The sequence below is a fragment of the Christiangramia gaetbulicola genome, assembly GCF_003054225.1.
GTDB classification, from domain to species: domain Bacteria; phylum Bacteroidota; class Bacteroidia; order Flavobacteriales; family Flavobacteriaceae; genus Christiangramia; species Christiangramia gaetbulicola.
Map to the genome: position 1 here is coordinate 570573 of NZ_QBKQ01000003.1, position 20273 is coordinate 590845.

The following is a 20273-nucleotide window of genomic DNA, read 5'->3' on the forward strand; positions in this document are numbered from 1 at the left end:
TGAAAATATGATGAACTAAAGTTTTGACTGAAATTGAATACCTTAGAGTAAATACTTTTAAATGACTAATGCTATGTGTTACCAGAAATCGCTGAACCAGTCTGAAGACAATCTCACCAGGTATATGGATAAACCGCCAATAGAGGAAGGTATCCTGGAGCCTTATTTCTTAAATGATGGTTTTGCGCACAACCATATTTATATTGTGCCTATGGATGAGCCGGGACACTGGTACCAGGCAACATGGGGATTGGTACCTACCTACACCAAACCTGAAGAGTTTTTTAAAAGCGGAAAGTATAATACCCTGAACGCCCGGGATGATAAAGTTTTTGATTCGCGATTATATTCAAAACCCATACGTGAAGGCAGGTGCCTTATCTTCGCTGATGGCTTTTTTGAACCGCATCATTCCGGAAAGGAAAGTCAGCCTTATTTTTGTTATCTCGAAGAAAGTAAGGATTACCGGGAACGCTCTATTTTCACTTTTGCCGGAATTTATACAAATGATGCCGAGGGTAATTATTTTACCTCGCTAATTACGGTTGATGCCAACCCGCTTTTTGAGAAGGTTCATAATAAGGCCAAAAGAATGCCTTTGGTGCTGGACAGGAAATATGAGCAGGAATGGATACAAACCGGGCAATCTGAATCTGTGATCAAAGATATTATGAGCGAAGGTTTTACCAGCAAATCCTTTCATGCCCATCCTGTGATCAATTACCGGCTAAAAAAGAACCGTGAACTAAAGAATACAGCAAAGGTCCTGGAACCTACAGAGCCTATAGATAAATCTCTTACGCTTTAGGAATTGGCGGTTGAAGTATTTCTTCTTCTGAAAAGAGCTATCAATCCAAAAGCTGGGCCTATTGCTAAAACCGTAAAGATCAGGTTTGGTGTAATATGCTTAATGAGCATATTCAATAACTGGATACTGAAAATGGTAATGCTGAAACCTATACAATTAACGATGGTTAAGGCCGTGCCTCTGGAATTGGCAGAGGCAGTTTTCGCGACCAGAGTAGAAAACAACGGAGAATCTGCAATGACTACTAAACCCCAGAAAATTAAAAATCCGATCAAAAGGATTTCAGAATTCGCATAAAAGATCAAAGGAGAAATTAAACAACAGATACCAGATAAAAATAGTGCTCCTCCCGCTGTTCTCCTTACCCCGTTCTTTTCAGAAATATAACCTCCCAGAACGCAGGCTAGTCCGCCTAATCCAATTACCAGGAAAGATATAAAAGGTATACTGAAGTCGGCTGCAGGGTGAATTTGCTTATAGAAACCAAGGATCACCGGGACAAAAGCCCAGAATGCATATAGTTCCCACATATGCCCGAAATACCCAAAAGCAGCTGAACGAAAATCTGCATTTTTAAAGATTTTGAAAATGAGGCTTAGATCTGGTTTTTGTAAACCCGATCGATATGGACCATTGGGCACCAGCCATAGAATTAAGAACCCACCAGAAAAGGCGAGAGCGCAAGTGAAATAAATGACCCATCTCCACTCCAGATCGATATTACCGGAAATCTCTTTTAGCAGATGAGGAAATGCCGTTCCCAGCACTAAAGCACCAACGAGATATCCCAGGGATCTGCCAAGGCCTTTATCAAAATAATCTGAGGCTATTTTCATACCTACCGGATAAATTCCAGCGAGGCTAAAACCAGTGAGGAACCGGAAGCTCATTAAACTGAAAAAGCTATTGTTATCTAGAAGAATTCCTGCATTGAAAACGGCGCCAAGCATGGCACAGAAAAAGAAAACCTTTGAAGGCGAGAACCTGTCTGAGATCGTGAGAAAGGCGAAACTCAAAGTTCCAAGTATAAATCCAAATTGGACCGCCGAGGTAAGATGTCCCAGGGCATCTGCATCTAGACCAAACTCAGATACCAGGTCTGGCATAACCGCGTTGCCGGCAAACCAAAGCGAGGTACAGCAAAACTGAGCTAAAACAATAACAGGTAATATCCTGGCTGCTGGTTTCAAAGAAATTCCTGGTTGTTATTGGTAAGATCGTGTTTCTCTTTCCCGGTATGTTGGGTAGATGCTGGTTCAAAAAGCATCACGTGCACTTCTTCCTCAGCAATTGGTTTGTGTTCAACTCCGCGTGGAACGATAAAAAATTCATTTTCATTCAGCTCTACCATTCGGTCCCGGAATTCGATCTTCAGCTTCCCTTTAACGATCCAGAACATTTCGTCTTCATCTTCATGGGAATGCCAGATGAATTCACCTTTTAGTTTAGCCAGTTTCACCTGCTGGCCATTTAATTCGCCTACGATCCTCGGATTCCAGTGATCGGAGAATTTTTCGAACTTTTCCTTTACATTCACTTTTCTCATAGCTATTCTGGGTTTTTATGATCGTAACTTAAAACTCTTTTCAGTATCCATTCTTCGTTCTTCAAGATCCACACATGGGTGAATTTGGCTGAACTGGTTTTATACATTTCTTTGCCAGGCTCTTTGATATAAAAATCGTGAACTCCCTGTTGTATGGCCCCATATAATTTACCATTTTCAAATAATGGATAAACTTCCAGGGTTCCGGGGGTGAGCAAACGGATTGGTTTCTTCGAAGCATTAGAACAAATATTATTTCTAACATTCCTGAGAAAATCTTCTTTATTCCCGGTTAAACCTCCCTGGTCGTGATAGAATTCAAGGTCTTCACTAATAAATCCTTCGAATTCGCTGATCTTGCATTCATTAAATCCCAGGTCGAATAACAAACTGTCGCGAGCTTTTAAGGCTTTGAAAAGTTCAGAGTCATGGTTAACCTGGGCAGATAGACTGGACCCAAGTAAGAGGACTATGAGAAATGGAATTATTTTTTTCATAAGGTTTAAAGCATCATTGCAATAACCAAAGATATGATTCTGCAAAATGACCGCTCCACATGGCTTCGTTATGCTCACCGTCTTTTACATATTTTACCTGGTAATTCTCAGGTTTCAGGCCGTTTTTAGTTAGTAAAGAGATCATATTTTTGAGATCGGGGACCATTTCTTCAGATTCTGCCGTACCTGCCAGGAAATAGAACCTGGTATTTTGATCGAATTCGGTCTCTTCCGCAAGTTCGTAGATCTTTTTATTAAACCAAAAAGAAGGGGAGAAGACACCTATCATTCCAAAAGTATCTGGATATTTTAAAGCAGCATAAAAAGAAACCAAACCTCCCAGGGAAGATCCGAATATTCCGGTGTTTTCATGATCTGCTAATGTTCTGTAATTGCTGTCTATATGTGGTTTTAGTTCTTTAACTATAAACTCAAGGTAAGTATCTGCTTTACCGCCACCATATTTTTCATGTGAAAAAGGCGTAAGCTCATCTATCCTTTTATTCCCACCATGCTCAATTCCCACAATAATAGCTTCTGGATTCTTTAAACTGTCCAGGCTTTCGTCTACCTGCCATTCTACCACGTAAGAAGTTTCCCGGTCAAAGAGATTCTGACCGTCGTGCATGTAGATGACGGGGTATTTTTTATCTGATTGCTGATAATTCTCAGGCAGGTAGATCCAGATCTTTTTCAGGGTATCCAGTTTTTCCGATTTAAATTCGATGGAAGTTACATTTTGAGATGCTGTGCTTTGGGCATATACGTTAAACGTTAATAGATACAGAAAGCAGATAATTATATTTCGGGTCATTAAGCATGCAGGTTTTAATTCAGTTCAAAATAAAGCTAAGTTTAGACAAAAAGCAATTTTATGAGTTTTCTGCTATTTAAATAATTTTAATAAGTAATAATGCGGCTTTAGCTTCGTTTTAGATTTAGCAAAATTTATTAAAATTCAGACTTATGAAAAATTGGAGAAAATTTGGAATTTTACTCAGCGGCCTTCTCGTTTTAGGGTCTTGTAGCGACGATGATGATGCAACTGGAAATGAAGTTGATCTGGATGCCCGCTATTTTAATGCAGATGTTCATGTTAGCACTTCCAGTCTCCCTCAGGATATTCTCGATTATGTAACGACGAATTACCCGGGTGTTACCATAAGGGAAGCAGAGATCGAGGATAATAACAATTTTGAGATCTATTTAAGTAACGGGCTGGAGCTTAATTTTAACCAGGACGGAGATTTTCTTGGCATCGATGACGATGATAATAATGATTTTGGGGATGAATATCTCCAGATTTCAGAGATCCCTCAAAACATACTTGACTTTATTGCAGCTAATTTTCCCGGGGTGAATATCGATGAGGCAGAGAGGGAGAATAATGGTAACTACGAGATAGAACTGGAAAATGATGTAGAGTTAATATTTGACGCCGACGGAAATTTTCTGGGGCAAGGAGAAGATGAAAACGAAGACGACCAGGATGAAGAGGAAATAAATCCTGCAGATCTGCCGCAGAACATTCTGGATTATATAACTGAAAATTATCCAGATAATACAATAATCGAAGCCGAGAAAGAAGATGACGGAAAGTATGAAGTTACTTTGAATAACGGGGTGGAACTGGAATTTGATTCCGAAGGAAATTTTCTAAGTGCCGAAGATGGTAACGGGGAGGATGAGGATGAAAACGATGGGGATGATGATTAATCCCTTTTAGATACTTGATATAAAAGCCCCATTATAAAGGGGCTTTTTTATTTACACTCAAAACAACGTATCAAAGGAGAATTTTCCAGATCAAGATCTTCAGAACCTTTTAGAGGTTCATTTAAAGCTCCTTTTTCCTGGATGATTGAATGGAAAGCCACGGCATATTCGACTAAGTTATCTCTTCTGCTTTTTAATTTTTCGCTTATTTCAGCCTGGTCCAGTTTAGCGATCTGCTCCGGCAATACCTGGAAAGCATCCTTTATGGCTTCGTTAGTTAGTGACTTTTGAAGTTGTTTTGCCTGTTCCACATATAACTCTTTTGGTGTATCTAGTAAAAAGTAGCGATCAAAAGGATACACCAGGCCGGGCATATAGTCTATTTCCTTTTCATAAGGCCTTACCAGTGGTTCAATTTTTTCATTGGTAATGATAGAAGGGATCACTCCACTTAAGTTAAAGAAGGCATTATCACGATCACCAGCCAGGGGAATGGCTTTCAGCTTATTGTCTTCCTTCACTAGCACCCAACCCCACTGTTCGGCGTGCCGGTCCCAGTCACCGATCAGCAGATCAAATAACCTGGCTTTTATTAAAGCAGCCCTGTCTATGCTCAGGTTATCTCCCTTTTCCTGTTTTAATTCCTGAAGATCCTTGGTTTCCACGATCTCATCAACATTCTTAAAAGAAGTCCAGTTCTTTTCGCTTTCGGTCTCATATTCCAGCAAGTAAAGGCGGTTGCCATATTTTTTATTGTATTCGCCCAGGGCATCCTGTTTCGGAATAAATAACATGTTAGGATGCGTATGAAGCACCCCGGAAATTTCAGCGAGTTTTGCGGCCAGAATCGCGCCAAACGGATGTTGAGCAGAAATTCCGTCTACAATGATATTCTCTAGCCCCAGGTCTTCTGCTACTTCAGGGATCAGTTTCTTTGGATCTTTGGTGACACTTCTAAGGGTGTAGATAGTACCATCCTTGCTTTCCAGTTTTAAGGAATGAGTTTGCTTACCGCCACCTTCTTTTTTGATCTTCAGGCCTCCCTTGAGGGTATCCAGAAAAGCGATGGGAACTTTTACCGGGGTAGACCAGGCTTCCCTATAGTTCTTGCCCTGCATGAATTCCTTCAAAATATTTCCTTCATATAGACTGCTCGGGGCAACCAGAACTGAATCATGATCTTTGAAATCGATCTTTTCCAGATCTTCAAAGTTCTGGATCTCACAGGTTTCAAATTCTTTATCGGTGCTTGAAACCGACCAGTATACGAGTGCCAGGAACACGATGAAAAGAATTGCAACGAAAGCAAGTATTTTTTTCATTTAGGATCTGTTTAAAGATTTTTCGGAAAATAAAACTATGATTTTAGCCAGTGAATAATTGAAATAAAAAGTTATAATATTCAGAAAATAATTCTGAACACCATGTAATAGTGCGTTAAGCGCTAGTCCATTTGTAATTCACTGCGCTTATTTCGAAGATCGGGGCCGTTTTGAAGGATAGATTTAAGGTTCAACATATAGAAGGTCCAGCCGGTCTTACAGCCTACATAGAAATTCATTCTGGATTCTTCGTCCTGCGGAATATTTTCCTGAATAAGGCGTAAAATGGTCTGGCCATGTTCCTGAACAATACTTACTCCCACCTTTCCGGCTTTTCCAAACTGAAATCTTAAAAACTCACCTTGTTCGGGATTAAGCAATTTACCATGCTCCTCTACAGTCTCTGGCCATCCAAACCATTGCCATCTATAAGCATCCCCTGGTTTAATTTGCTCCTGTCTTTTGCGTTTTTCACCATTAGGGGTAGTGAATTCTGCCAGCTTAAGGAACCATTTTTCCAATGCTTCCTGCGTCATCCAGGCGTTAATGATATCCTCTTTCTGTACATCGAGGGGAAGATTCACCGTGAAGCGGCTCCAGTCTAATTTTTTTCTTTCTTCCATAACCTAGAATTTTAAAGATCATCTATTAAATTTAAAGAAAAATAAGATGTCAGGAAAGTATAAAGTACCCGATGAAACCAGAATAGGTCATGTTCATTTGAAAGTTTCTAATCTGGATAAAGCCCTGAAGTTCTACAGGGATATTCTTGGTTTTGAGATCACCGAAAGAATAGGGGAACAGGCAGTTTTTCTTTCGGCAGGAGGTTATCACCATCATATAGCTTTGAATACCTGGCACAGTGAAGGTGCGAACAGGGCAGCTAAATCTGGGGTGGGTCTTTTTCATGCTGCAATACTGTATCCAACCAGGAAAGACCTTTCAGAAATCACCAGAAGATTATTTGAAAATGAATATCCGCTTAGCGGTGCGGCAGACCATGGAGTATCTGAAGCCATTTACTTAGACGATCCAGATGGTAATGGTATTGAACTTTATTGGGATAAACCACGGGAAAAATGGCCCACAAAAACCGATGGAAGTATTAAAATGTATACCAGGAGTTTAGATTTAGAAGATCTGATGAATGTGTAATTTATTGATTGTTAGCAGTCTGGCTTTAAAATCTCGTATTTTACACCTAACCGATAGTTTTTTGCTATTGATTTTCATATCATTGTAGCCTCATAATCATCACTATGCAAAACTTTATCATCACCCTTGTCTTATTTTTACTTTCTCTTTTTGTAAGTGCCCAGGAGGCACCTAAGAAATTTTTAATTGAAAAAGGAACCTGGAGTTTGGGAGGTTCTTTCGCTGTAGGTTCCGCCCACACAAGTAGTGAAAGAGTAGATTATCCCAGAGATTTCAAAACTTTTTCTTTTAATATCAGACCGGATGTAGGATATTTTATTGCTCCTAATTTACAGGCCGGTATTCAATTAGGATATGGTTATTCCAAAAACAAATATGAAGAATCAGTCTTAACAGAATTAAAAAGAAATTCGTTTAGCATAGCACCTTATCTCAGGAAATTTTTCGGTTTAAGTTCAAAATTTTCAGTATCCCTAACTGGTTCTCCTTATTATAATTTTTCTCAAAATGATGAGTATTCTGATAATGAGCAATTTGGCCAGTTAAGATCCGAAAATTATGGCGTTAATATCAGACCTGGAATCTTTTTTATGTTGAGTGAAAAGTTTTCATTGAATGCAGATTTTGGTAGGCTTTATTACTCCCATTTCAGTGATTCCAGGGATGGTGAAGACAGAGAAAAAAGTGATCAATTTGGGCTTAGTTTTAGTACCGATAATATTTGGATTGGGTTGCGATATTATATCAATTGATTTTGGTTTGCATAGAACCTTTTTCTTAACCAAAAAGAGACTCTAACCAGTAATATCAATGCCGGTACTTCTACCAGTGGACCAATAACCCCGGCAAAGGCTTGCCCACTATTGAGTCCGAAAACAGCTATGGCAACAGCAATGGCCAGTTCAAAATTATTTCCAGCCGCTGTGAACGAAATGGAAGCATTTTTATCGTAAGATGCTCCCATGGCTTTACTTAAAAAGAATCCTATAAGGAACATCAGGCTGAAATAGATCAATAGCGGAATGGCGATCCTTACCACGTCCATTGGTATTTCTACGATCAATTCTCCTTTTAGAGAGAACATCAGGATTATGGTAAATAACAACGCAATAAGGGTTAATGGAGAAATAGCCGGGATAAATTTATTTTCATACCAATTCTCTCCCTTTACTTTCACCAGGATCAGGCGACTAAGAATACCAAGAGCAAAAGGGATTCCCAGGTAGATCGCTACACTTTCGGCGATCGTGGCAATTGAAATATCTACGATAGCCCCATCAAAGCCGAAAAGAGGAGGAAGCCAGGTGATGAACAACCAGGCATAAAAACTATAAGCAAAGACCTGGAAAATACTGTTCAATGCAACCAGGCCAGCACCATACTCGCTGCTTCCTTCGGCGAGATCATTCCAAACCAGGACCATAGCGATACAACGGGCAAGACCAATAAGAATAAGACCTACCATATATTCCGGGTGATCCTGCAGAAAGATTATCGCCAGGAAAAACATTAAGAATGGCCCGATGATCCAGTTAAGCACCAGGGAAATACTAAGGATCTTTACATTCTTAAATACCTTTGGCAACAGCCTGTATTTTACCTTGGCCAGTGGCGGATACATCATAAGGATAAGTCCTAAAGCAATAGGAATATTGGTGGTTCCTGAGCTGTAAGAATTGATGCTGTCTGGAATTGATGGGATAAAATATCCTAAACCAACTCCAATACCCATTGCCAGGAAGATCCATAAGGTGAGATTCTTGTCCAGGTAACTTAATTTCTTTGCCATATTATTTTATGTGTTGGAATACATAGATCATTTCTGAAGCGATCTGGTCACTACGTTCTTCATATTTCTCCATTGCCAATGGAGTATCATCAAATTGTTTTGGGTCTTTATAATCTAGTGGGATCCTGGCCTTCGACCCAGGGATGAAGGGACAGTTCTCATCGGCATGGGAGCAGGTCATTACTGCCGCGAAATTTTCTGTTGGATTTTCCGGAGCATCATATACTTTGGAGTAACAAACCAGGGGTTCAGCTTCTTCGGAATAAAATACCTGGAAATGGGGGTTTTCTCCAGAGCCGGATTTTATTATAAAACCGGTTTCTCTTAAAGTTTCTACCGCATTCTTAAAAAAAACTGTTTCTTCTGTACCTCCCGAAAAACATTCGGTTTTGATCCCAAAATGAGCCGAGATCGCCTGCGCCCAAACCTGGGCTAACTGGCTACGCCTCGAATTGTGGGTGCAGATGAAATTCAGTTTAATTGCTTCTCCTGAATTCTTTTGCTGCTGAATAAAATCGATGAGAGGTTGCAGCACCTTTTTCCGGTTTTCGGGAATATCAGTACCTTCTAACTGATCTAGTTTTTTTATAAGGACCGGGAATAATTTTGTTTTGTACATAGAAAAATATTAGCAGCAACCAGATTCGGGAGTACAATAGGAATTCTGAAGTTCAGATAATTTCACTTTTGGTTTTTGTTCCTGGATTCCGCATTGATCTTTAGCCAGGCAGGTAGTTTGAGTATTTACCAGCAGGAAGTTCTTCCCGTCAAAATCAAGCGCAAACTTATTAATGCTTTCTCCCTGGTATTCCACCTCTATCTCTGCATCTGGTAAAGCCAGTTTATCCTTAGCCAGGTCTATGATCTTTACCAGTTTTTCAGGATGCAAACGATGGTTGTAATCGTTCTCTTCCCAAAGTTGAAAGGAGATCTTTTCTTCATTTCTTAAAGTTCCTCCGCAATCAATAAAGTGCTTGCTTATTTTTCCTACTTCGGTTACATGAAAATGTTCCGGTACTAATTGGCCAGAAGGAAGCTCGAAAGCGATCTCTTTTAGGCCAGATAAATGATCTCTAAATTCTGAAAGTTTCATATCATTAATCGTTTTATCGTATTATTACGATGTTTAATAATAAATTTTTTTAACAACATTCGCCAGACCCGCAATCCTGAATCTTATCGAACATGCCGTTGAAGAGCTGTTGCACTTTCTGCCATTTTTCAGGATTAATGCAATAGCTCATGGACACTCCTTCGATATTTCCCTGAATGAGTCCTACATTTTTTAATTCTCTTAAATGCTGACTAATAGTTGCCTGCGCCAGGCCAAGTTCATGTACCAAATCACTGTTAATACATTTATTAGACGCAAGCAAATACTGCAGGATAGCGACCCGGGCAGGATGCGCAAAGGCTTTAGCTAAATTAGCCAGCTCATTCTGCTCTTTGGTAAATAGGTCTGTTTTTGTAAGCCCCATATTATGGTATATTATATTGCAATATTACGATGAATAAGATTATTGGCAAAAATATTACTGAAAAATATTCTTAGATAAGGATTCTCTGGTTGGTTGCGGCTGCCTCGTTTATCTTCTGAACAATATGGATATCTTTCATGCCCTCAGATCCCGGCACTAATACTTGGGTGTCATTAATAATGGCCAGGGCATCATCATCCATTTGCACAGCCTGCTGGTTTTTCTTCATTGGCGGCAACACCAAACCATCGCTGGTCTTACCCTGAACTCCCGAATATGATTGCATAGGTCTTAAATAGTACCAGCCATTTTCTGCGGTGACTTCCAGGTTATTCAGATTTTGCCCGAAACTGGTTTTCCCATCCACTATGATTCCGCCTGGAAATTCCATTTTAAAACTGGTAGTTTCATCCACCTCAGTAAAAATGTCCGGTCTTTGGGTACTTTGTGTAGCCGTTACCGCAATAGGTTCCATGCCTGTGGAATATCGTGCTGCGTTTATAGAATAAACACCCATGTCGTAAATGGCACCACCTCCCATTTCTTTTTTAAGTTTCCATGGATTGATAGTACCGCCATTATAACCAGCTTCAGAAATCACATTTTTTATATTTCCATAGGGCTTGGTTTCAGCCCAGGTCATGATCTTTTGAGTATTGGTCTCATGCTGCATTCTATAACCAATAGAAAGTTTAACCCGGTTCTTATTACAGGTATCAATGATCTGCTGGCATTCCTCGGCAGTTCTGGCCATTGGTTTCTCACACCAAACATGTTTGCCGGCATTAGCGGCTTTAATAGCATATTCGGCATGTAGACCGGTTGGAAGAACAATATAGATCACATCGATATCATCATTGTTTACGATCTCATGCATATTCTGGTAATTATATACATTGGAGTCTTTAATGCCATACTTCTTTTGCCACACAGGAATCTTCTCTGGACTTCCCGTGACAATACCTCGTAATTCGCAATGATCTGTTTGCTGAAGCGCAGGAGCGAGAAGGTCCCGGCTATAATATCCCAGGCCAACCAGGGCTACTCCCAGTTTCCTTTGTGAGGAGGCGATACAGCTGGGAAAGGGTAATAAAGCTGCACCTAATAACAGGCCAGATTTTTTCAGGAAAGTTCTTCTGTTGTCCATATCTTAGAATTTACTATTAAAATAAGTTTTTTTTCAAACTTGACAGAGATCAAAAAAGACTGGAGGTTTTCCAGTCTTTTCAAAATTGTAAGCTTATTTTATCCTGATGTTTTCAATAATATTCGAAGGTCATCACCACATTTTCATTAATTAACTGTTTAATCGGCTTGCCCTCGACATTAAACTCATAAGTATAGTTGTATTCTGCATATCCCCAGCCATCCTGAGATTCTAAAGAGCTGTACAAATTCTTATGTACTGGTATAGTGGGAATGATCTCATTTAATGGGAATGGATTTAATACTTCTAAATAATCGTCATAAATATAAGAGGCTACCAATTCGTTTGCAGGTTTAGTATTTGAAGGGATATAGACCAGGATCTTATGTAAATTTCCATCTTCAAAGTATTCATATTCATAAAGGTATTGCAATACGAATTCGCCCTGCCCATTTTTGCCGGTCTGGGTATTCTTACTGATATTTCCTCTGGGATCATATTCATAGATGGAGTAGAGGATAAGTTCATCTTGAAATCTCTCTTCAGATCTAACAATTTTTTGATCTTCCCAGAAATATAATTTTTCAGAACCCAGATAGTCTTCATTTATTTTTTCTATCAGGCCATCTTCAGAGTAAAAATAATTTTCAGAATAATCCCACATGTCCATAGCTTTATATTCTATTTTTTTGATCTTACCATCTTCCCGGTAATGGTAGATAATATTTTCGTTTAGGGATTTCGGCATTCCTTTGAGCTCGTCATCGATCACTGTAATAGTAAGTCCATTATTATCTGCCTTGCGGAAACCGCTACTCATAGAATCGAAGGTTAAAGAAATGTTCTTCATCCCTTTAATCACATTATCGTCAACCGGTGCAAGCTGAAACGAAATTGATTCATCATCTTCTTTCACCTGAAGTGTGATTATGTTTTCTAATACTTCTGGAATAGTTTGAATTTCAAGGTCTTGCTGATGATGTAATTTTATCCTAATCTCACCAGCAGTGATTGCAGCCTGGTCAAAATCTATAGTTACAGTAGTGAAGCTCCCATTTTCATCAATAGAGTAGTTTTCTCTAAAACTAACTGTGGTTGCAAGGTTCCCGGGCGGGTCATCATCTGCCGCTATCTGCCCTGGACCATCATCTCCTGAGCAGCTAATAACCATAACTGCTAGAAATGAAAAGCAAAGTTTTAAAAATGCTTTCATGGTTATCTATAATTATAAATCTAAAATTGGTAAAACAGTATTCAAAGAATTGAGTTATGTTCCAAAAAATCCCTACTGATAATTAAAAACTGCTGTTTCATCATCTGTGGTTCTTTTAGTTAACTTTCCCTCAACATTAAATTCATAGCTGTAATTTAAAATTACAGCTAAAGCGCCCTCCTCTTCAATTTTCATAAATCCGGGTAGATTCTTTTGGTAAATAACTCCGGGGATTATCTCATTTACAGGGAAGGTACCCTCATACTCTACATACTCCCCGTAGGTGATTTTACTTACTGTTTCATCATCCTGACTATCCCATTCATTGGGATGGTAATAGGTTGTTATGTGTTTTTCGGTGAGATTGTCATTACCGTCATAGCTGTATATCGTTCTATAGGTTAGTATTGGTTCTTCAAGTGGGGATTGTACATAATATTCCTCAGCCATACTTACATTATGATGTGCATCATATTCATAAACCGTATAGTATTGTTTGATCTCGCCTGCCATATAATTTGTTTGAACTACCAGATCATTTTCCCAGATATATATAATTTCATGCACCTGTTGGGGATTGGCATCATCTAATCCAAGCGAATGTTTAGTCTTGATAAGTTTCTTTTCATCATCATAATAATATTTTATGACCTCGTTCAGATCGAACCAGTCGTCGCTGTATAATTGGTTGGTTTTATGTAGCTTTTTATCTGAATTATAAAAAAATTCGATGTTCAGTTCTGAACTTTTGCTGGAAGATTCAAAGTTCCTGGGCATGCCATTTAATTCGTCATCGTAGATACCGATTTCCAGGTTATTCTCGTTGGCTCTTCTAAAATATTCACTGAGCGCGGTGAGAGTGAAACTATAATCATGATAACCATTTATACCTTCATCATTTTGAGGAGTTACTATTAATACTGTATTGGCATCACCTTTTTTCACCTTGAAGCTGATCAATCCGTTGAGCATTTCTGGAATAGTCTCAAAATTGATCTCATCTTCAGTGTGTAGTGAAAGTTTGAATTCTCCATCTGAATATGCGTTGCTTACAAAGGGGATAATGATCTCCTGTGGACCTTGATCTTCAAAGAATCGGAATTCCTTTTCAATTTTTATCAGCGTATATCTTGGAGTTTGCAGGGGAGGTGTTTCGTCATCTTCTGAACAGCCTAAAAATACTATCATCAGAAAAGTGATACTTAGTTTTACAATTGTTTTCATTGGTTTGGTATTGAAAGAAGAGAAACCGGGAGGGGAATAATTAAAAAGAGGAGGTTAGTATTAAAGAGCTGGTGTAGGTTGAAGTTGCACCATGTCTTTAAATTGAATAATTCATGGAAAGAAAAAAGATCTATCACCGTTCTTTTCAGAAAATAACGGACATGAACTTTAAGGTGGGGAGTGTACATGGAAATCGATCTGATTTTCCGGTTACCTACACCATAGATGACTTTTAAATTTGATTTCCCAAAAATTAAAAGCCCGGAAAGATAATTCCTTGTCATTTAGCTTCATATAAAGCTTAAGACTTTAATAATCAGTAAATTACGTGAAAATAAATGATCTAACTGCTGTATGTCGCGTTAAATTATAAGGTGTATTATATTTATTTCTAACGGAACATTTCAACCAATTTGCCGTAAAACCTCTGCGAGTTAAACTTTATCTACGTCTTTTATCTCTCACTTAATGATTTCAAATTCCGACAAATAGAAATAATAATTAAAGGTTAATTTTTCTGAAAATTTTAAGCTAAAGAAAAAAACTTTTGTCTTAAAATCGGTTAATTATCATAAACTCAACAAAGCCTTAACTCTTTATTAGCAGGCATTGAGAGCATTACGGTGTAATTTCATCCTACCTAATCAAAACTACTGTTACGATGATACGCTTAAATGCATTAAGAAGAATTTCTTTATTATTTATATGTAGTGCCTTTTTCTACGCTTGTAATTCCAATACTCAGGTGGTAGAACCAACTGTTCCGCAGCCGGAAAAATTAAGTATGAGAAATCCGGTGATAAAAAAGGAGCCCAAGATCTACCGAAAAGAGATCAGTTATACCATCGATTCCTTAAAAACAAGAAAGCAGATAGATAGTCTGTTCAATGCTTATTCAGAAGAGCAATTACAAACTATACTTGCCTTAAACCGTATAGAGAAGAACCGGTTAAGGCCAGAAAGACCTATCGTGATCCCAGATTGCGCGTCAGAAGACTTTAAGGCCTATAGTCCTTTCCCTGAAACTATTAATTCCCTGCAGTGTATTCCTAAAACTGTTTTGATCTCCCAGAGAGTTCAGGCTTTTGGGTTGTATGAAAACGGGGAGCTCGTAAAATGGGGACCGGTGAGTACCGGGAAGAATTCAACCCGTACCCCAAACGGACTTAATTATGGAAATTATAAGGCTAAACGTAAGGTTAGTACCGTTGATGATTCATGGATCTTACCATACTATTTTAATTTCATGAATTTCGAAGGAGTAGGAGTACATCAATATGCCCTGCCGGGTTATCCTGCCAGCCATGGTTGTGTTAGACTTTATATGGATGACGCGAAGTATATTTTTGAATGGGCAGATATGTGGAATGTTGAAGGATCTAAAATTGCCAGAAACGGAACGCCTTTTATGGTATTCGGGGAATATGATTATTCATCAGATAAACCATGGATTAATCTTTCACAGAATATGAAAGCGAATGACCTTACTCAGGATGAAATTAATACCCTGGAGAATTATATCCAGGAATATCATGAGGACCCAAAGAATTTTCACAATATCGCTTCGAAAAATAAAGAAGGAGAATTAGCCAAAGCTTAATTGATTAAGTTTTAATTAAATTAGCCGGTAAACATTGATACTATGAAAGGTTTTAATTTTTACCGGCTTTTTTTCGTTCTTATTTTTTCTATTTTTTCAGCAAAAGGATTTGCCCAGGAAACTAATATCATGATCAGGGCTAAGGCCAAGGATGCTAAATTTATTGGTTCGTCAATTGGCGGAGCGAGGATATTGGTAAAGGATGCAGTTACAGGTGCGATACTGGATGAAGGAATGACCATTGGTAGTACCGGAGATACAGAAAAGATCATGAAAAATGACTGGAAGCGCTCACAAACGCTTTCAGATGATAAGACCGCGGGCTTCCTGGCAAAAATAGATATCGATGTACCATTGTTTGTAACGGTGGAAGCTCTCGCTCCATTTAATAAAAAACAGGCAAGCGTCTTAAGCAGTACCCAATTATGGGTGATCCCGGGTAAGGATATTACTGGCGATGGAGTAGTGCTGGAAATTCCAGGTTTTGTAGTAGATATTTTATCTCCGCAAACACATGAAAGAATAAAAGCTTCTGAAAAAATAGAGCTAAAGGCAAACGTCGTCATGATGTGCGGCTGCCCGGTTACCGAGGATGGTATCTGGGATGCCAGTCAATACGAGGTGAAAGCAATAGTTACAGATGCAGAAGGGAATTCTACTGAACTTGAACTAAAACCAACTGAAAAGCCAAGTACTTTTGGTACTGAAACTTCCCTGGAAAAAGGTTTATATGAGGTACTTGTTTATGCTTACGATGCTGCCACCGGGAATACCGGTGTAGATAAGACCAATATTATTATTAATTAAGCTTTTAATAATCCCAGAGACTCGATAGTTCTTAAGACCCCGTTATTGTTGTTATCATGGCTGGTCACAAAATTGCTGGCTTCAATGATCTCGGGATGCGCATTTTTCATGGCATAGCTATGTTTAGCAACCTGCATCATTTCAAGGTCATTAAGGTAATCTCCGAATACTAAAGTTTCCTCAGGGGTGATATTCAATTCTTTCTGAATTCCCTTGATAGCATTTCCCTTATTCGCATCCAAAGCGGTAATGTCTATAAATACCTTTGCTGCGATGGCTACTTTATACCGGTCTGTATAATTTACGAAATGCGGGAAAGTGTTGTCTTCCACCCCGTTAAAATTACAAAGAGTAACCTTTAGGTAAGTGTCTTCTACTTTAGTAAGATCATCTACCACTTGCAGGCGTTCGTAGAACTTATTGATCTCTTTTCTGAAATCTTCATCTTTGGTTTCTATATAAGCCGAATCTTTACCGCAAAGCACAAGACTGGTATTTTCTAATTCTCTACCAATTTTTATAAAATCTATAGCAGCACTTTTCTCAATCGGGTTCACATATAACTCCCTGCCTTTGTGCGAAACATAAGTTCCATTCTCTGCAAAGAACATCGTGCGGTCCTTGATCTTCTCAAATTTGGTTTCCAGATTGTAGAACTGGCGACCACTGGCAATAGAGAATAAAATTCCCTTACTGGTTAGTTGTTCTTCTATTTCCCAAAAATCTGGATGTAACTCGTGGTTATCATTCAACAAGGTTCCATCGACATCGGTTACAATTAATTTGATCATAGGATTATTTTTGAAAAATTAAAAGTAAGGGATTGGATCGTCAATTATTTTAAATTGAGATTAAATTTGGCTGTTTTTCTATAGTTAAACTTTATGCTAATAAAGCTTCAGAATGTGTTATATACGGAAAGGCCACCTGTTTCAAAAGTTATGGCAAAATAAAAAGGAAGAAAAAACAGGATGAAACATCTCACCCGGTAATTTTAAATTTTTAGAAAAGGATCGCGTCTACGATTCCGCCAATAATGGCGATAAGCACGGCCAGCCATATGGAAGCCCAGAAACCTTCGGTCTTAAAATCTGAAGTCATTTTATCTGCGATCTCAATAATAATAGCGTAAGCGATCACTCTGGTCACAAAACCAATTCCGAGGAAATAGAAAATTCCCAGAGTAGCAATATTGAGTATAGCGGTTAGCAGCCAGCTTAAAAGAAAGCTAAGTATCCCAATGATTAGAGCCACGATTAGGGCCGATCTAAATCCTTTTAAATGTACCTTATTCAGGAAGTTTGCAGCTATAAGAAGTACCAGGGCGTCTATAAGGATGTGAATGATCCACTGAAGCATATTCTTTAATTTAGAAGTTAGTAGTACTCTAAGATAGCTAAAAAGATATTAACTTATTGATTATTAATGCTTAAGCGTTGCTCCATGGTTTCAGGTTCTTTCCTTAATAAAACCTCCCATAAAGCTTTAAAATTTGCAAGTTTTTCTCTTTGTTTCAACCGGTATTCTGTTTGATAGGCTCTTTGATCTGCAGTAAAACCAATATAATTGAAGCCCAGGTTTGAAGCGATGAACAGGGCTCGGGGTAAATGAAATTCCTGGGTCACTACGATGGCATTTTCAATACCGAATACGTTTCCTGCACGATACATACTATCGTAAGTGTCCAGTCCCGCATGGTCTGAGATAATGAGATCTTTGCCTATTCCATTTTCTTCTAGATAGCCAACCATTGCTGCTACTTCATTGTAATCTTCGGTTCGGTGATCTCCTGTAACCAGGAAATTGTCGACTTTGTCGTTGCGGAATAATTTTATCGCGGTATCCACCCGGTCTTTTAAAATGGGCGATAATTTACCATCGGCATGAACGCTGGCTCCTAATACAATTACTGTTTTCGCATTCGGCACGGCAGATATGTCTCTATAGATAAGATCGTTGGTTTGTCTTTTAAAGATGGCCTCGAGACCAAGAATAGTGAAAATTATCAGTACCAGACCAATGACCGAGAACAGGATGAATTTTTTAAGCCGCCGCATTATAATGGGATAAAAGTCTTATCGAAGATAGCCATAATATTTGGATGTATCAGATTAATCTATGCGCTAACGCCGGCGTTACTTTATACATTGTGTACATTTGTAAAATATTATTTAAACAAATTTATGAGTAATATAAAAGCTTTGAACTGGCGCTATGCGACCAAGAAATTCGATGATTCTAGAATACTTTCTGAAGATAAGATAGAGGTGCTGAAACAGGCCTTTAATCTTACCGCGACTTCTTATGGTTTGCAGCCGCTTAAAATGCTTGTTATTTCTAATAAAAAGCTTCAGGCTGAGCTAAAGAATTTCTCTTTCGGCCAGGAGCAGGTAAATACTGCCTCCCATGTTCTGGTAATCTGTATCGAAAATAAGATCGATGAGGAATTCATTACCAACTACTTCAAAAGGGTAAAACACGTAAGGGAAACTCCCGAAAAAATTCTGAAACCATTTCATGAATTTCTTATCAATGATTTTAAGACCAAGGAAGTTGAAGAAATTGAAGCCTGGGCTATTAATCAGGCCTATTTGGCTTTAGGTACCTTGCTTACGGTTTGCGCAGCAGAAGAGATAGATGCCTGCCCAATGGAAGGTTTTGAGCCCGAAAAGTATGACGAGTTCCTAAATCTTCACGAGAAGAATTTAAGATCTGTGCTGGTACTTCCCGTAGGCTATCGCTCACAGGATGATATGTTCTCTAAATTCAAAAAAGTTAGAAGACCTTTGGACGAGGTCATCATCGAGATCGATTAATAATCTACATATTCGGTGATCTCAAGACCATAACCTATCATTCCCACACGTTTAGTATGCTGGGAATTTGAAAGTAACTTGATCTTATGTATCTCCAGGTCATGGAGTATCTGTGCTCCAATTCCAAAATCTTTATTGTCCATCTTAACTGGTGGAGCTTTTATTTCACCTTTCTTCTGACTTTCCTTTAATTCGGTAAGTCGGTTCAATAGGTTAGGGGACTGGTTGGCGGGATTAATAAAAACTATCGCACCACGACCTTCATCATTGATCGCCTTGAACATTCCGTCCAATTTTTTATCAACGTTATTGGTAAGCGTTCCAAGAAGATCATTATTCACTCGAGTAGAATTCACTCGTACCATGATCTCTTCATTTGGTTTCCATGATCCTTTGGTAAGGGCAATATGTACTTGAGAATTGGTAGTTTGTTTATAAGCACGCAGTCTGAATCTTCCAAACCTGGTATCCAGTTCAAAATCTTCTTTTTTCTCAATAAGAGAATCATGCTGCATTCTGTAAGCCACCAGGTCTTCTATAGAAACGATCTTAAGATCGAATTTCTTAGCTACCTCCATAAGCTGAGGTAGACGAGCCATAGTTCCATCTTCATTCATGATCTCCACGATCACACCAGCAGGTTCAAAACCTGCAAGCCTGGCGAAATCAATAGCCGCCTCCGTATGTCCTGTACGCCTTAGTACTCCACCTTCTTTGGCTTTCAACGGAAAAATATGTCCGGGTCTGTTTAGGTCTTGTGGTTTGGTTTCAGGATCGATCAAAGACTGAATGGTCTTAGCCCTGTCTGATGCTGAAATTCCGGTAGTAACGCCTTTCCCTCTCAGGTCTACAGAAATGGTAAACGCCGTCTCCATGGGGTCGGTATTATTACCCACCATCATTTCCAGCTTAAGTTCATTACATCTTGCTTCGGTAAGAGGGGCGCAAATAAGGCCTCGGCCGTGAGTGGCCATGAAATTGATCATTTCTGGGGTAACCTTTTCTGCTGCCGCAAGAAAGTCTCCTTCATTTTCACGATCAATATCATCTACCACGATAATCACTTTTCCTTCGCGAATATCATCGATAGCTTCCTGAATATTATCCAGTTTTACAGAATATTGATTGTTCTCCACCTGAGCCATAACATCTAGT

At 38.8% G+C, this 20273-nt stretch carries 25 protein-coding genes; 8 read left to right on the plus strand and 17 right to left on the minus strand.

What is annotated here, in order from left to right:
• The first annotated feature begins 73 nt into the window (after positions 1-73).
• Positions 74-808 (plus strand): SOS response-associated peptidase, encoded by a 735-nt coding sequence (locus C8P64_RS14160; RefSeq protein WP_170106667.1) that lies wholly within the window; start codon positions 74-76, stop codon positions 806-808.
• On the opposite strand, the gene C8P64_RS14165 is transcribed toward C8P64_RS14160, so the two are convergent.
• From C8P64_RS14165 to C8P64_RS14180, 4 genes are read right to left on the minus strand one after another with little or no spacing between them, the layout of a single operon-like run.
• Entirely contained in the window at positions 805-1998 is a 1194-nt protein-coding gene (locus C8P64_RS14165; RefSeq protein WP_108172726.1) for an MFS transporter, read from the minus strand. The genes C8P64_RS14160 and C8P64_RS14165 overlap by 4 nt on opposite strands.
• Entirely contained in the window at positions 1995-2354 is a 360-nt protein-coding gene (locus C8P64_RS14170; RefSeq protein WP_108172727.1) for a cupin domain-containing protein, read from the minus strand. The genes C8P64_RS14165 and C8P64_RS14170 overlap by 4 nt, the downstream gene beginning before the upstream one ends.
• A 2-nt stretch (positions 2355-2356) precedes the next feature.
• The gene (locus tag C8P64_RS14175) at positions 2357-2851 is read right to left on the minus strand and encodes a nuclear transport factor 2 family protein (protein ID WP_108172728.1); all 495 of its coding nucleotides are present in this window, start codon (positions 2849-2851) and stop codon (positions 2357-2359) included.
• A gap of 13 nt (positions 2852-2864) precedes the next feature.
• Positions 2865-3665, minus strand: a complete 801-nt coding sequence (locus tag C8P64_RS14180; RefSeq protein ID WP_108172729.1) for an alpha/beta hydrolase — start codon at positions 3663-3665, stop codon at positions 2865-2867.
• A 152-nt stretch (positions 3666-3817) separates the two neighbouring features.
• On the opposite strand from C8P64_RS14180, the gene C8P64_RS14185 reads away from it, so the two are divergent.
• Positions 3818-4567, plus strand: coding sequence for a PepSY-like domain-containing protein (locus tag C8P64_RS14185; RefSeq protein ID WP_108172730.1), 750 nt, complete (start codon positions 3818-3820; stop codon positions 4565-4567).
• A gap of 47 nt (positions 4568-4614) precedes the next feature.
• Here C8P64_RS14185 and C8P64_RS14190 read toward each other — a convergent pair whose 3' ends face one another.
• Both C8P64_RS14190 and C8P64_RS14195 read right to left on the minus strand, forming a co-directional pair.
• Positions 4615-5889, minus strand: a complete 1275-nt coding sequence (locus tag C8P64_RS14190) for a hypothetical protein (RefSeq protein ID WP_108172731.1) — start codon at positions 5887-5889, stop codon at positions 4615-4617.
• 122 nt (positions 5890-6011) lie between these two features.
• Entirely contained in the window at positions 6012-6512 is a 501-nt protein-coding gene (locus tag C8P64_RS14195) for an SRPBCC family protein (protein WP_108172732.1), read from the minus strand.
• 46 nt (positions 6513-6558) lie between these two features.
• Here C8P64_RS14195 and C8P64_RS14200 point away from each other — a divergent pair, with 46 nt between their 5' ends.
• Positions 6559-7044: a VOC family protein gene (locus C8P64_RS14200; protein ID WP_108172733.1), complete on the plus strand. Its 486-nt coding sequence runs from the start codon at positions 6559-6561 to the stop codon at positions 7042-7044.
• Positions 7045-7148: 104 nt separating this feature from the next.
• The gene (locus C8P64_RS14205; RefSeq protein WP_108172734.1) at positions 7149-7796 is read left to right on the plus strand and encodes an outer membrane beta-barrel protein; all 648 of its coding nucleotides are present in this window, start codon (positions 7149-7151) and stop codon (positions 7794-7796) included.
• Here C8P64_RS14205 and arsB read toward each other — a convergent pair.
• The 7 genes from arsB to C8P64_RS14240 all read right to left on the minus strand — a co-directional run bounded on the left by arsB (position 7784) and on the right by C8P64_RS14240 (position 13895).
• A complete protein-coding gene (gene arsB / locus C8P64_RS14210) occupies positions 7784-8833 on the minus strand; it encodes an ACR3 family arsenite efflux transporter (protein ID WP_108172735.1) in 1050 nt (349 codons plus the stop codon). The genes C8P64_RS14205 and arsB overlap by 13 nt on opposite strands.
• Position 8834: 1 nt before the next feature.
• Complete coding sequence (locus C8P64_RS14215; RefSeq protein WP_108172736.1) at positions 8835-9452, minus strand: low molecular weight phosphatase family protein; 618 nt, start codon at positions 9450-9452, stop codon at positions 8835-8837.
• 9 nt (positions 9453-9461) lie between these two features.
• Positions 9462-9926, minus strand: a complete 465-nt coding sequence (locus C8P64_RS14220) for a DUF6428 family protein (RefSeq protein WP_108172737.1) — start codon at positions 9924-9926, stop codon at positions 9462-9464.
• 49 nt (positions 9927-9975) lie between these two features.
• Positions 9976-10311: an ArsR/SmtB family transcription factor gene (locus tag C8P64_RS14225; protein WP_108172738.1), complete on the minus strand. Its 336-nt coding sequence runs from the start codon at positions 10309-10311 to the stop codon at positions 9976-9978.
• Between the two features lie 70 nt (positions 10312-10381).
• The gene (locus tag C8P64_RS14230; RefSeq protein ID WP_108172739.1) at positions 10382-11458 is read right to left on the minus strand and encodes a Gfo/Idh/MocA family protein; all 1077 of its coding nucleotides are present in this window, start codon (positions 11456-11458) and stop codon (positions 10382-10384) included.
• Positions 11459-11570: 112 nt separating this feature from the next.
• Positions 11571-12671 (minus strand): hypothetical protein, encoded by a 1101-nt coding sequence (locus C8P64_RS14235; RefSeq protein ID WP_108172740.1) that lies wholly within the window; start codon positions 12669-12671, stop codon positions 11571-11573.
• 72 nt (positions 12672-12743) lie between these two features.
• Positions 12744-13895: a hypothetical protein gene (locus tag C8P64_RS14240; protein ID WP_146167226.1), complete on the minus strand. Its 1152-nt coding sequence runs from the start codon at positions 13893-13895 to the stop codon at positions 12744-12746.
• A gap of 113 nt (positions 13896-14008) precedes the next feature.
• Here C8P64_RS14240 and C8P64_RS16675 point away from each other — a divergent pair, with 113 nt between their 5' ends.
• The 3 genes from C8P64_RS16675 (at position 14009) to C8P64_RS14250 (ending at position 16302) form a co-directional block, all read left to right on the plus strand.
• Positions 14009-14131 carry a hypothetical protein gene (locus tag C8P64_RS16675; protein WP_279324124.1) on the plus strand — a complete coding sequence of 41 codons (123 nt, stop codon included), beginning with the start codon at positions 14009-14011 and terminating at the stop codon, positions 14129-14131.
• 425 nt (positions 14132-14556) lie between these two features.
• Positions 14557-15495 carry a L,D-transpeptidase gene (locus C8P64_RS14245; protein WP_108172742.1) on the plus strand — a complete coding sequence of 313 codons (939 nt, stop codon included), beginning with the start codon at positions 14557-14559 and terminating at the stop codon, positions 15493-15495.
• 42 nt (positions 15496-15537) lie between these two features.
• Positions 15538-16302: a hypothetical protein gene (locus C8P64_RS14250; RefSeq protein ID WP_108172743.1), complete on the plus strand. Its 765-nt coding sequence runs from the start codon at positions 15538-15540 to the stop codon at positions 16300-16302.
• On the opposite strand, the gene C8P64_RS14255 is transcribed toward C8P64_RS14250, so the two are convergent.
• From C8P64_RS14255 to C8P64_RS14265, 3 genes are all read right to left on the minus strand, one after another.
• Positions 16299-17093: an HAD family hydrolase gene (locus C8P64_RS14255; protein ID WP_108172744.1), complete on the minus strand. Its 795-nt coding sequence runs from the start codon at positions 17091-17093 to the stop codon at positions 16299-16301. The genes C8P64_RS14250 and C8P64_RS14255 overlap by 4 nt on opposite strands.
• Before the next feature lie 211 nt (positions 17094-17304).
• The gene (locus C8P64_RS14260; protein ID WP_108172745.1) at positions 17305-17661 is read right to left on the minus strand and encodes a phage holin family protein; all 357 of its coding nucleotides are present in this window, start codon (positions 17659-17661) and stop codon (positions 17305-17307) included.
• A 53-nt stretch (positions 17662-17714) separates the two neighbouring features.
• Positions 17715-18359 (minus strand): SanA/YdcF family protein, encoded by a 645-nt coding sequence (locus tag C8P64_RS14265; protein ID WP_108172746.1) that lies wholly within the window; start codon positions 18357-18359, stop codon positions 17715-17717.
• 126 nt (positions 18360-18485) lie between these two features.
• On the opposite strand from C8P64_RS14265, the gene C8P64_RS14270 reads away from it, so the two are divergent.
• Positions 18486-19118 carry an NAD(P)H-dependent oxidoreductase gene (locus C8P64_RS14270; RefSeq protein ID WP_108172747.1) on the plus strand — a complete coding sequence of 211 codons (633 nt, stop codon included), beginning with the start codon at positions 18486-18488 and terminating at the stop codon, positions 19116-19118.
• On the opposite strand, the gene ribB is transcribed toward C8P64_RS14270, so the two are convergent.
• Positions 19115-20263, minus strand: a complete 1149-nt coding sequence (ribB, locus tag C8P64_RS14275) for a 3,4-dihydroxy-2-butanone-4-phosphate synthase (RefSeq protein WP_108172748.1) — start codon at positions 20261-20263, stop codon at positions 19115-19117. The two genes, C8P64_RS14270 and ribB, sit on opposite strands and share 4 nt — an antisense overlap.
• Positions 20264-20273 lie beyond the last annotated feature (10 nt).